Here is an 11,642-nt window from a genome sequence, read left to right as displayed (position 1 = left end):
CTTACCTCCTGCTTTAAAGCAAACCTTTCTGCCGGTAAACGTAAGCCAGGACCTCCGCCACCGCCCGGTAAAATGCGGCCGGAATGCTCTCGCCCACTTCCACCGCCCGGTAGAGGGCCTGAGCCAGGGGTTTGTTCTCAACCACGCTTACGCCGTGTTCCCAGGCAATGCGCTTGATGCGTTCCGCCACCCGGCCCGCCCCTTTGGCCACCACCTCCGGGGCCGCCATCCGGCCGGCCTCGTACTTTAAGGCAATGGCATAATGCGTCGGGTTGGTGATCACCACGTCCGCCTCGGGCACGCGGTGCAGCATGCGCGCCCGCGCCAGCTGGCGCTGGCGCTCTCGTATCCGGGAGCGCACCTCCGGGCTGCCCTCGTTTTGTTTTAATTCCTCTTTGACCTCCTGCTGCGACATGCGCAGGCTCTGCTCGTACTCCCAGCGCTGGTAGGCATAGTCCAAGAGGGCCAAAACCAGGATGGCGAGACCGCTCTGCCAGAGCAGTCTGAAGGTGAGGGAGCGGCAGAAGGTGAGAAAGCCCTCCAGACCCATGAGCGGCAGCTGCGGGAAGAAAGTGTAGGCGCCTCTGAGGCTGCTGAACGCCACCCAACTCACGAGCAGAAGCTTGGCCAGGTTTCGTACCAGCGTCGTGAGTGAGCGCCGCGAAAAGAGGCGCTGAAAACCGCTTACCGGGTTGAGCCGGTCCAGCCGCAGTGCAACCGGCTCGAGGCTGAAAATGAACCCTACCTGCAAATAGCCGGCCAGCAGGGCGCTGGCCAGGGCGGCCGCAAGGACGGGCGCCACCAGCAGCCCAAAGTGGGCCAGAAGGTAAAGGCCCAGGCTGTAAACCCCCGCCGGCGTAAAATCCCCTGGTGCCAGCAGGAAAAGCTCCCGGCTCAGGGTCAAGAGCTCGTACCCCCAAAAGGGCAAAGCGAGGAAAACCGTGAGCCCGACGGCCAGCAAGGTGGCCGCGGCGTTGAACTCGACGCTGTGAAAAACCTGGCCCTTGCGGCGCGCCTCCTGCCGCCGGTGCGGGGTGGCGGGCTGGGTTTTCTCCTCACCGGCGAAGAGCTGCAGGTCAAAGCCGCGCCGGCGCCCGGGCGGAGCGTACTTAAGCGGGAGGGAGCAGGGCAAGAATAGCTGCAAAGCTGTTTTGCACCTCCGTCAGCAGGGCGCGCAGGAGAACACCGAAGGCGGGCAGGGAAAGGGCCAGAACCCCCAGGCCCAGGATGGACTTAAGCGGCAGGCCGACGACAAAGATGTTGAGCTGGGGCATGGTGCGGGCTACCACAGCCAGGGCCAAATCGGCCAGGAAAATGGAGGCCAGGACGGGGGCGGCGATTTCGATACCGGCTATGAACATCACTATGGTCGCGCGCACCGCCTCCCAGAGCAGTCCCGGCCTGCCCCAGAAACCGCCCGGGGGGACGGCCTGCCAGCTTGTCCACAGGCCCTGCAGGAGAAGGTGGTGTCCGTCGCTGCTGAGGAGAATAACCAGGGCCATCAAGTAAAGCAGGTTCCCCAAAAGCGGTGCCTGCACGCCGCTCTGGGGGTCGAAGACATTGACAATGCCGAAGCCGATCTCAAGGTCCAGGACCTGGCCGGCCACGGTAAAGGCGGATAAAATCACCCCGGCCGCGTACCCCAGCACCACACCCAAAACCAGCTCCCGCACCAGCACCAGCGCCAAGGGCAGCAGCGCTTCCGGTGGCCGGTAGGCGGCGGCTGGAAAAAGGGGCAGAAATGTTAAGGCCAAAAGGAGGGCCAGGAAAAAACGCAGGCTCGGCTGGATATTACGGCTCCCGAAGAAGGGGGCCGCCGTTAAGAACCCGCCCAGGCGGGCGACAAGCAAGAGAAACAAAAAGTAGGCCTGCGACCAGTAAGTGAGGTCCAGCATGCGCTCACCTCAGGTAGGTAGGCAGGGCGGCGAAAAGATGCAGGGTGAACTGGGTGAGCACCTGCAGCATCCAGGGACCGAAGACGACGATACCAATTAGAACGGCTACTATCTTCGGTACAAAGGCCAGCGTCTGATCCTGAATCTGAGTGGTGGCCTGAAAGATGCTCACCACGAGGCCCACCAAGAGGCTGAGCCCCAAAAGCGGGCCTGCCACCAGGAGCGCGGTCAGGAGCGCGTCGCGTCCCAAGCTTATCACCAGCTCTTCGCTCACTCTATCCCTTCTTTGCCTTACACTTTGCCTTGACATCCGCCGCCGGTCCAGCGGGCTAAAAGCTCTGCAGCAGGGCCTGCACCACCAGGTGCCAGCCGTCCACCAGCACAAAAAGGAGCAGCTTAAAGGGCAGGGAAATCATCACCGGCGGCAGCATCAACATCCCCATGGACATCAGCGTGCTGGCCACCACCATGTCGATGATAAGAAAGGGCAGGTAGATCAAGAAACCAATCTCAAAGGCCGTCTTCAGTTCACTGATCACAAAGGCGGGGATAAGGACATGGGTTGGGATGTCCTGCGGGCCTTGGGGCCGGGCCAAGCCGGCCAGGCTGACAAAGAGCGCCAGGTCCTTTTCCCGGGTTTCCTTGAACATAAACGCCCGGATGGGTTCGGCGCCGCGCTGCAGCGCTTGAGCGGCGCTTATTTGGCCCGCCAGGTAGGGCTGCAGGGCCGCCTGATTGGTCTGCTGCCAGTAGGGTGCCATGACAAAAAAGGTCAAGAAGAGGGCCAGCCCGATGACCACCTGGTTGGGCGGGACCTGCTGGGCGGCGAGACCACTGCGCAAGAAGGACAGCACGACGACGATACGGGTGAAGGACGTGGTAAGAATTAAGATAGCAGGGGCCAGCGAAAGCACCGTGAGAAGAAAGAGGAGTTGCAGGCTCACCGCTACTTCTTGCGGCCCTTGCGCCGCGCCCACCCCGAGTTGCAGCTGGGGCAGCATGATCTTTTCCCCCTCTTAAGCCTACTGCCGGGTGCGCAGGCGCTCGACTTGCTGGCGGATGGCGGCCGCCGCTTCCTGCCATAGGTTCGGCCCGGCCGGCCTTTCTCTTTCCACCGCCCCGCTCAGGGCGAAGCGGAAATCCGTCGTTCCTTCATCTTCCGCCAGGTCTTCGGCGCGGACCTCGCGCAGGAAGGAGATTTTTTCTCCCGTTACGCCGATGATGAGACGCCTTTTACCGGCGCGCACCAGCAGGATACCCTTGCCCGGTCCCAGGGGCAGGGTGTCAAGAACCGCCAGGTGGCGTCCCGCCCCGCGCGGCAGGCCCAGGCGGCGCGTGATGAGGCGCCCCGCCGCAAAAAGCAGCACCAGCACCAGGCCCAGGCCGAGCAGCATGCGCAGTACCAGCAGGGTGGGGTTGAAACCCCCGCCGCCGGCCGCCGTCTCGGTGCCGACGGGTGCGGGTTTTTCCTCGGCGTAGGGCGCACCGGCCTGCCCGGGTGGCTCGGGAGCAGGCGCCTTACCCTGGACTGAGGCCGCGTTCGCCAGCGCGAGCAAAATGACGAGGCCGAAGACGACACAGCCAAGGAGCCTGCGCGACATGGCCCGACCCCCTAGCTCAGGTTTTTCCGCACCGCTTCTAGCACCCGTTCGGGCTGGAAGGGTTTGACGATGAAATCCCTGGCCCCGGCCTGGATGGCCTCGATGACCATGGCCTGCTGGCCCATGGCGCTGCACATGATGACCCGCGCCTGCGGGTCCAGCTTCTTGATTTCCTTGACGGCGGTGATGCCGTCCATCTCCGGCATGGTGATGTCCATGGTTACCAGGTCGGGTTGTGTTTCCTTGTACTTCTCCACCCCCACAGCACCATTAGGGGCTTCCCCCGCTATCTCATACCCGTTCTTGGTCAGAATATCCCGGAGCATCATCCGCATAAAGGCGGCGTCGTCGACGATCAGTACTCGCGCTGCCACTTCGACCCCTCCTGTTTATTGCAGTTGCTTAACCCGTTCGGCTGGCGTAATGATTTCTGTAATCCGGACGCCGAAGTTCTCGTCAATCACCACCACCTCACCACGTGCCACCAGCTTGCCGTTCACCCGGACATCCACCGGCTCGCCGGCCAGTTTTTCGAGTTCGATGACCGACCCTACGCCCAGCTCCAGGACTTCTTTAATCAAGCGCTTGGTGCGGCCGAGCTCGACGGTGACCTCCAGGGGGATGTCGAGGAGTAGTCCCAGGTTGCCTCCCGCCTCTTCCGGCTGGGCGGCCACCAGCGGCGCAAAATTCACCGGGCGCACCGTTTTCCCTTCGGCCGCCGGCGCCTGGCCCGGCTTTGGCGCCTCGCGGGCGGGCGGCGCCTCGGGCTGCGGTGGCGCCGCCACCGCTGCCGCTGGCTCGGGAGCAGGAACGGCGGCCAGTTCGGCAGCCTCTTTCCCCGCTGCTTCGCCCTGGCTGAGCGAACCCATCAGGGTATTTACCATGTGCCGGGCGAAATCGAGCGGCAGGATCTGCATAATCTCTGTATCGGCCAGGGAGCCGATGGTCATGCGGAAAGAGATCTTCACCAGGTAGTCGGTCTGGCTGCCCAGGTCGAGGTTGCTCTCCGCCAGGTTCACATAGTGCACGTCAGGGGGCGAGATGTTCACTTTCTTTTGAAAGACGGTAGAGATGGCGGTGGCCGCTGAGCCCATCATCTGGTTCATGGCCTCGCCCACGGCCGACAGCCGCATTTCATCCAGTTTTTCCGCATTGGGCTGGCCCGCTCCCCCCATCATGAGCTCAGAGATAAGCAGGGCATCCTTCTCCTGCACCACCAGGAGGTTGCTCCCTTCCAGTCCCTGAACAAAACGCACCTCGAGGAGCACGTAGGGATAGGGATACTCCCGGCGCAGTTCTTCCTCGGTGGTCACTGAAACGCGCGGCGTGGTGATCTTGACCTCCTGGCCCAGCAGCATGGAGAGGGTTGTGGCTGCCGTGCCCATGGAGATGTTGCCGATCTCGCCCAGCGCATCCACTTCAATGTCCTCAAGTTTCTGGTTCGCACTGCCCGGCTGCCCCTTCAGCAGGGCATCGATTTCTTCTTGTGAAAGCAGCTTGTCATCCACCGTTTTCATCTCCTTTATACCGGGCGGTGATCTGCACGCCCAAGTGCCTGCCGACCTGCCCGGGCCGAGCCAAAAACTTGGGACGGCTGCCCACCAGGACCTGGATCTCATCCCCGGCCCGGTTCTCCAGTTCGATGACGTCGCCTACCTGCAGGTTTAGAAGCTCCCGGACGGTGATGCCGGCCCGCCCCAGAAGCGCCACCACAGGTACATCGGTGCGGGCGAGACTCCGGCTGAGGACCTCCTTTCCACCCCCGCTGACACCCTGCTCCATGGTCGAGAACCAGTGATGCGCGCTCAGTTTCGCCGCCACCGGTTTGAAAACCAGGTAAGGGAAGCAGAGGTTGAGCAGGCCCTCGGCAGCATCCACCTCCACCTTAATGGAGACCAGCGCCACCATTTCGCTGGGCGAAATAATCTGCACAAACTGGGGATTGGTCTCCAGGCGATCCAGCTCGGGCTTCAGCGCCGAAACATGCGACCAGGCCTCGTCGAGTACCGCAAGGAGCCGCACCAAGATGCGCTCCAGCACGGCCAGTTCGATGTCGGTCAGCGGCCGCAGGCCGGCGCCCGGGGTCGCCTTCCCGCCGAACAGGCGTTCAATCAACGCGAAGGCCAGCGTCGGGTTCATTTCCACCACCATCTGGCCGCCTAGCTGCTTGAGGGTGGTGATGGCCATCAGCGTGGGATTGGGAACAGAGCGGATAAACTCATCGTAGGTCATCTCCTGTACGGAAAGCAGGCTTATCCGGGCGGGTGCCCGCAGCTGGGCGGAAAGAAAAGTGCTGAGAAGCCGCGCGAAGTTGTCGTGCAGCATAGAAAGGGTGCGAATCTGCTCTTTGGAAAAGCGGTTGGGCCGCTTAAAGTCGTAAACGCGGACCCGCTTCTCCTCTTCTTCCTGTTTGATATGTTCAACGCTTACGCTGCCGTTGGAGAGTGCGGCCAAAAGGACGTCAATCTCGGCCTGAGAGAGTACCTCCGCCACAGCGTCACCTTCTTCCTACTGAACGATGAACTCGGTGAAGTAAACAGCCGTTACCTTGCCTGTTGTCAGGACCGCATTGAGCCGGTCGCGTATTTCCCTTTTCAGCTCCTCCACGGCCGCATTCCCGTTCTTCAGCTCCCCGGCTTTTTTCTCCCGCAGAAGCGTGATGATAATGTCGCGCACCTGGGCCTGCCGCTTTTCAAGTTCCCGGCTGAGACTTTGCGTCCCCAGCTCCAGGCTGACCGTCGCCTTGAGGAAGTGACGGCTGTCCGGGTCGGCCAGGTTGACGTTGAAAGTGTCCAGGGAGTAAGCCGGCCCCAGGCCGGGCTGGGCCTTCTCTGCGCTCACCGCGGGGCCGGCCTTGGCCGCCAGGAGGTAATGTACCATGCCGAGCGTAGCTAGAGCGAAAAGCACCAGGAGCAGAACAACAATAAGGATCAGCCGGCCGGGAGTCCAGGCTGGCTTGCTTTCACTCACTCCTCTCCACCCCCTTTCGCCCCTGCCGGGCCCTGCGGCTCCTCCTTGGCCACGCTGGTACGCAGCACCACAATGTCCACCCGGCGGTTCTGGGCGCGGTGTTCGGATGTGTCGTTGGGCGCCACCGGCCGCCATTCGCCGTAACCGGCCGCCGACAGGTGTTCGGGAGCGATGCCGTAGTTCTCAACAAAGTAGCGCACCACGGTGGTGGCCCGGGCGGTGGAAAGTTCCCAGTTGGAAGGAAACCGGTAGGTGTGGATGGGCAGGTTATCGGTGTGCCCCTCCACGCGGATCAGGTTGGGGACGCTGGTTAAAAGCTGCGCCACATGGTTTAAAATAGGGCGCGCCTCGGGTTTAAGATCCGCCTGTCCCAGGTCGAAGAGTGCCGTGTCGAGAAAGCGTATCACCAGGCCCCGTTCATCCAGCGAGACGTGAACCTTTTTCTCCAGGCCGTTCTTCTCCACGTAGTCCTTGACCTTGCCCAGGAGCTCCTCCAAGCGCCGCTGCTCCGCCTGCCACTCCAAGGTGGCCTCGTCGCCCGCGCCGCCGGGGAGCGCCTCCGGGCTGAGGGTGCTTCCGCCCTCCAATATGCCCAGGGCTCCCTGGACGGAAATGATGACGTCCTGGAAACGGGTGACGTCGATACGGGAAAAGGAAAAGAGCAGCACAAAGAAAGTCAGGATGAGCGTGGTCATGTCACCGTAAGTGGTCATCCAGCCCGGGGAGGCAGGTAGTTCCAGGCCGCTGTCGCGCCGCTTCCGCTTGGTCATGCGCTAACCACCTACCTGGGCACCCTGGCGGGCGTTCAGGGCGTTACGGGCTTTGGGCGGCAGGAAGGCCTTGAGCTTCTCCTCCACCAGCCGTGGGTTTTCTCCCGCCTGGAGCGACAGCACGCCCTCAATGACCAGCTCCTTGAGCAGGACCTCCTGCCCCGAGCGAATGTTGAGTTTGCTTGCAATTGGAATGCAGATGAGGTTGGCGAAGAGGGCACCGTAAAAGGTGGTGATCAGAGCCACGGCCATGTTGGGGCCGATAACGGCCGGGTCATCCAGGTGCTTGAGCATGTTGATCAGGCCGATCAGGGTCCCGATCATACCGAAGGCCGGGGCCAGGGTGGCCATGGTGATGAAAATCCCCTGACCGGATTTGTGGCGCTCCTCCACAAAGGCGAGCTCTGTCTCCAGGATGTTGCGCACCAGTTCCGGGTCGCTCCCGTCCACCACCAGCTGTAGACCTTTCTTGAAAAATTCGTCGTCCAGGGTTTCTACCTCGTCTTCCAGGGCCAGGATGCCTTCGCGCCGGGCTTTTTCGGTGAAATAGACCAGCCGCTGGATCATGGTCTCCGGGGATGGCAACCGCCGCTGCAAGACATTCCGCACTACCTTGAGCACGCCGACAATCTGGCTGAGGGGGTAAGCGATAAGCGTACCTGCGATGGTGCCGCCCATGGTGATCATCAGGGAGGGAACGTCCCAGTACGTCAGCAGGCTCCCGGTGCTGCTTACGGCGATGAGAATGAGGGCTACCCCGGAGATGATGCCGATCACTGTCCCAATGTCCATCTCGCTACCTCCATTCGGAGGAGGAGGGCCCGGGTGGCGGGCCCCCCACCATTGGCCTGGCCGGGCTTACCGCTTCAGGTTCACGAGTTCCTGCAGCATTTCGTCGGAAACGGTGATCACCCGGGAGTTGGCCTGGAAACCGCGCTGGGTCACGATCATGTCGGTGAACTCCTCGGAGAGGTCCACGTTGGACATCTCGAGCGAGCTGGGCGCGATCGCCCCGGCCTGGCCGCTGCCCGGCTCGCTCACCTCCGGGGCACCGGAGTTGTTGGAAACGGCGAAGAGCGAGCCACCTTTACTGATGAGGCCGCCGGGGTTGGTGAAGGTGGCCAGCGCTACCTTAAGGAGCGGCCGGCTCACCCCGTTCGAGTAACTCCCCGAGACCACACCGCCGGCGTCCACTGTAATCTCCTCCAGGTCACCCTTGGTGTACCCGTCCTGCGTCACGTTGATGAGCGACTCCCCCCGCGGGTCGGCGTACTGGGTGATGCCGGAAAAGTCGAAGGTCTGGGGGCAGTCATCCTGGCTGTAAGGAGGATTGTCTATTGTCCCGTCAGGGCTGAAGGTTAGCGTGACAGAGCTTCCGCTCTGATTGACAGTTCCGCTCCACTTATCCCCATTGCTTGCATCCACTGAGACGCTTGAAAACGTACCATCGGCACCGAAGGTTAACGTGCCGCTTACAAAAGGAGTGGTGGTTGAAGCTGGGTTTGGAATCTCCCACGTCCACTCGTTGGCGTTTGTGGTGGGAGTGAACCTCACGCTGACCGAGTACGGATTCCCCAGCTTGTCGTATACGGTAAAGCTGCGCGTGAAACTCTCGCCCGCCGCCGTCCCTGCATCCAGGTTCCCGCTCAGCTTCACGCTGCTGGTTGGCTTGGGCGGGCTCTTGGTGAGGGCCGGGATCAGGGCCAGATCGGTGGGATCGGCGGTGGGGTCAACGGTACCGCCGGGGCCGGCCAGCCGGTTCCCCTGCTCGTCCAGGTACCAGCCCTGCACCTTGAGCCCGTCCGGGTTCACGAAGTTGCCCTCGCCGTCGAAGCGGAAGGCCCCGGCGCGGGTGTAAACGGGGGAGCCGCTCCCGCTGTTCAAGATGAAGTACCCGGCGCCGTCGATGGCGAGATCCGTCATGTTGCCGGTGGTCTGGGTGTTGCCCTTGGTGTGGATGGTATCGATGGAGCCGAGCACCATCCCCAGGCCCACCTGCATGGGGTTGGTGCCGCCCTGCCCGCCCTCGGGGCGGCTGGCGCCGCGCAGGATCTGGCTGAAGGCATCCCGGAAGGTGACGCGGCTCTTCTTGAAGCCGATGGTGTTCACGTTGGCGATGTTGTTGCCGATGACATCCATGCGCGTCTGGTGGTTACGCAGGCCGGAGACGGCCGCGTACATGGAACGCATCATGACGCTTTCCTCCTTTCGCCTGGGCGCTGCTTCCGTCGGTCGGCAGCGCAGGGCCTCCGGAAAGGTCCGGCCCTATGCGATTACCGCACTATCGATCTGGGTAAAAACCCGTTCCTTCATGCTCTCCCCGTCCACGGCGGTGACCACCGTCCGGTTCGGTACGTTCACCACCAGGGCCAGGTTGTCCACCAGCACCAGCGAGTCCCGGCCGCCCTTCTCCGCCACCCTGGCGACAGCCGCCAGCACCCGCCCCCAGGTCTCGCCGCTCAGCGGGATGCGCCGCTGGGCCAGGCGCTCCTGGGCATGGTGTGAGATGTGCAGTCCTGCAGCCGCTTCTGCCAGGTGGGAAGCGAAGCCTTTTTCCGGCTCATCCGCCTTCTGCGGCGGGCGTACCCCAGGCCCCCGCCCTACCGGGCTCAGGATGGGTGGCGGGAGAAACACCTTATCCGGCATAACTCGCTTCCTCCCCTCCGGCCGCGGTCGCCAGGAACACTTCCTCGACCTGTGCCAGGCCGTAACCCTCTCCGCCCACCACCACTTGCGGCCAGCCGTCTACCCAGCGCACGCCGGTCACCACGTCGGTCACGCTTCCATTCTCGGTGGTCACCGTGACCCGGCGGCCGATGAGCTCGACGGCTTCCCGGCCGGCGTTCTGCAGCAGCTGCGTCTGAAAGAGATCGCTGAGCTTCTTTATTTCATCTGAGAGGTTATTGACCCCCTCCAAGGTACCAAACTGGGCCAGCTGCGCGATGAAGTCCTTTTCCTTCACCGGCTCCAGCGGGTCCTGCAGGCGCAGCTGGGTAACCAAAAGCTGCAGGAAATCCTCGCGTCCCAGGTCGGGCGTCGACTGAGGCTGTGAGCTCGCGGCTTCGGCCGCGGCTGTTGTCGCCGTTACGTTCATATTTCCACCTCCTTTACACGCGCAGGTCGAGGCCGGTCCCCCCGGTTGGGCCGGCGGCAGCGCCTGCAGCCGTCGCTGGGTTTTGCCCCAGGAAAGGCGCCGGGCCGCCACCGTGCCGGCCGGCGGAAAAAGCACCGCTGTGCCCGGCAGAGCCGCCGCTGCCACCGCTTAGGTTCTGCCCCACCAGCACGTTAAGTTCATTTACCCGTACGCCCTGCGCCGCAAGGTCCTGCTTAAGCTCCAGAAGTCCCGCCTGCAGCACCTCGCGGGCCGCCTGGTTCTCTACCTCAAGGCGGGCGCTCACTGCTCCTCCCTGCTGCAGCACCGTCAGGTGCACCCGGCCCAGTTTTTCCGGCTCGAGCTGCAGAGTTACCTCCTGCCGGCCCGGTGCCTGTGTCCAGCGGGCCTCGTCCAGCAGGCGCCGGAAGACGAGCGGTACGTCCTCGACCGCCACCGGCCCGGGCTGCGGCTGGGTGCCGGGTGGCGGCGCGGCCCCATGGCTTTCCGGTCGGCTGCGGGCAGCCGGTTCACGTACCAGCTGCAGCCGGGGTGCTGTTTGCACCTCCGGGCCCGGCGGCTGCACGCGCCCCTGTCCCTGAGCCCCTGTCCCGACCGGCGGGCTCTGGTCCTGGGCCTTACGGGCGGCCGCCCCTTCTCCCCGGCTCTTTGCCGCCGGCCCGGGCGGCTGGGATGCAGCGGGCGGAGCCGGCTCGACCTGAGCGGCAGCGGCGGCGCCGGGCTTAACCGTGCCTGTGTCGCGCCCGGGAGAAGATGCGGCCGGAGCCGCTCGAGCCGTCTCCGGGGCACCGGTCGCCGGACCGCTACCTGGGGCAAGATGCGGCGTCGTCTCTCCTGTGCCTGCCTGCACCGCAGCGGCGGCCTTTTCCAAAGCCGACGCAACTGGCGCGGCCGGCGGCGCTGCGTCAGCCGCGGCGGGCGGCGCAGCAGCAGTCGTAGCCGCCGCCGTACCAGGGAGTGCCCCACCCGCAGGTACCGCCTGCCACCCATGGGGGTTAAGGCCCGTCCCGCCCGCTAAACCGGTAGGGGCCTGTGCGCCTGCGGCCACCCGGCCCGGCGTTCCCCCGCAGGCGCCGCCTTCCCCGGCCGCCGCCTCCAGGTCAACCGCCGCCGGCAGCGGCACCGGGACGGCTCCCCAACCGAGCAGTGCGGCCAAGAGCGCACTGAAGGCGTCACCGCCCGCGTCGGCCGGCTCCGCCGCCGCGCCCGCCCGCCGGGTGGTACCGGGAAGAAGCGCCTGGGCGCCGGAAGATGCAGGCGTTGTGCTGAGTGCCATGGCCATTTGTCATCACCT

At 63.9% G+C, this 11,642-nt stretch carries 14 protein-coding genes and 1 pseudogene; all 15 read right to left on the bottom strand.

Annotation, left to right across the window (positions count from 1 at the left end; all coding sequences use genetic code 11):
* Window positions 1–13: 13 nt before the first annotated feature.
* The 15 genes and pseudogenes from flhB to K5554_RS08560 all read right to left on the bottom strand — a co-directional run bounded on the left by flhB (window position 14) and on the right by K5554_RS08560 (window position 11,630).
* Window positions 14–1,144: a flagellar biosynthesis protein FlhB gene (gene flhB, locus K5554_RS08630; protein WP_221038109.1), complete on the bottom strand. Its 1,131-nt coding sequence runs from the start codon at window positions 1,142–1,144 to the stop codon at window positions 14–16.
* Entirely contained in the window at window positions 1,110–1,895 is a 786-nt protein-coding gene (fliR, locus tag K5554_RS08625) for a flagellar biosynthetic protein FliR (RefSeq protein ID WP_221038108.1), read from the bottom strand. The genes flhB and fliR overlap by 35 nt, the downstream gene beginning before the upstream one ends.
* A 4-nt stretch (window positions 1,896–1,899) precedes the next feature.
* Complete coding sequence (fliQ, locus tag K5554_RS08620; protein ID WP_221038107.1) at window positions 1,900–2,169, bottom strand: flagellar biosynthesis protein FliQ; 270 nt, start codon at window positions 2,167–2,169, stop codon at window positions 1,900–1,902.
* Window positions 2,170–2,224: 55 nt separating this feature from the next.
* Window positions 2,225–2,899, bottom strand: a pseudogene (gene fliP, locus K5554_RS08615) (flagellar type III secretion system pore protein FliP); the annotation flags it as partial.
* Window positions 2,900–2,917: 18 nt separating this feature from the next.
* Window positions 2,918–3,496: a flagellar biosynthetic protein FliO gene (locus K5554_RS08610; protein ID WP_221038105.1), complete on the bottom strand. Its 579-nt coding sequence runs from the start codon at window positions 3,494–3,496 to the stop codon at window positions 2,918–2,920.
* 11 nt (window positions 3,497–3,507) lie between these two features.
* Window positions 3,508–3,870 (bottom strand): response regulator, encoded by a 363-nt coding sequence (locus tag K5554_RS08605; RefSeq protein WP_221038104.1) that lies wholly within the window; start codon window positions 3,868–3,870, stop codon window positions 3,508–3,510.
* 15 nt (window positions 3,871–3,885) lie between these two features.
* The gene (fliY, locus tag K5554_RS08600) at window positions 3,886–5,013 is read right to left on the bottom strand and encodes a flagellar motor switch phosphatase FliY (RefSeq protein WP_221038103.1); all 1,128 of its coding nucleotides are present in this window, start codon (window positions 5,011–5,013) and stop codon (window positions 3,886–3,888) included.
* Entirely contained in the window at window positions 4,997–5,989 is a 993-nt protein-coding gene (gene fliM / locus K5554_RS08595; protein WP_221038102.1) for a flagellar motor switch protein FliM, read from the bottom strand. Before fliM ends, fliY begins: the two co-directional genes overlap by 17 nt.
* 15 nt (window positions 5,990–6,004) lie before the next feature.
* Entirely contained in the window at window positions 6,005–6,466 is a 462-nt protein-coding gene (fliL, locus tag K5554_RS08590; protein ID WP_221038101.1) for a flagellar basal body-associated protein FliL, read from the bottom strand.
* Entirely contained in the window at window positions 6,463–7,236 is a 774-nt protein-coding gene (locus tag K5554_RS08585) for an OmpA family protein (RefSeq protein WP_221038100.1), read from the bottom strand. Before K5554_RS08585 ends, fliL begins: the two co-directional genes overlap by 4 nt.
* A gap of 3 nt (window positions 7,237–7,239) precedes the next feature.
* Window positions 7,240–8,028, bottom strand: coding sequence for a motility protein A (locus K5554_RS08580; protein ID WP_221038099.1), 789 nt, complete (start codon window positions 8,026–8,028; stop codon window positions 7,240–7,242).
* A gap of 66 nt (window positions 8,029–8,094) precedes the next feature.
* Window positions 8,095–9,429 (bottom strand): flagellar hook protein FlgE, encoded by a 1,335-nt coding sequence (locus tag K5554_RS08575; RefSeq protein ID WP_221038098.1) that lies wholly within the window; start codon window positions 9,427–9,429, stop codon window positions 8,095–8,097.
* A gap of 72 nt (window positions 9,430–9,501) precedes the next feature.
* Window positions 9,502–9,882 (bottom strand): TIGR02530 family flagellar biosynthesis protein, encoded by a 381-nt coding sequence (locus K5554_RS08570; RefSeq protein ID WP_221038097.1) that lies wholly within the window; start codon window positions 9,880–9,882, stop codon window positions 9,502–9,504.
* Entirely contained in the window at window positions 9,872–10,330 is a 459-nt protein-coding gene (locus K5554_RS08565) for a flagellar hook capping FlgD N-terminal domain-containing protein (RefSeq protein WP_221038096.1), read from the bottom strand. The genes K5554_RS08570 and K5554_RS08565 overlap by 11 nt, the downstream gene beginning before the upstream one ends.
* A 13-nt stretch (window positions 10,331–10,343) precedes the next feature.
* Window positions 10,344–11,630 carry a flagellar hook-length control protein FliK gene (locus K5554_RS08560; protein ID WP_221038095.1) on the bottom strand — a complete coding sequence of 429 codons (1,287 nt, stop codon included), beginning with the start codon at window positions 11,628–11,630 and terminating at the stop codon, window positions 10,344–10,346.
* Window positions 11,631–11,642 lie beyond the last annotated feature (12 nt).

It is taken from the genome of Gelria sp. Kuro-4 (genome assembly GCF_019668485.1).
Classification (GTDB): Bacteria; Bacillota; DTU030; order DUMP01; family DUMP01; genus DUMP01.
Note: the sequence above shows the minus strand (reverse complement) of the source record. Positions and strands in the feature narration are given on the sequence as shown.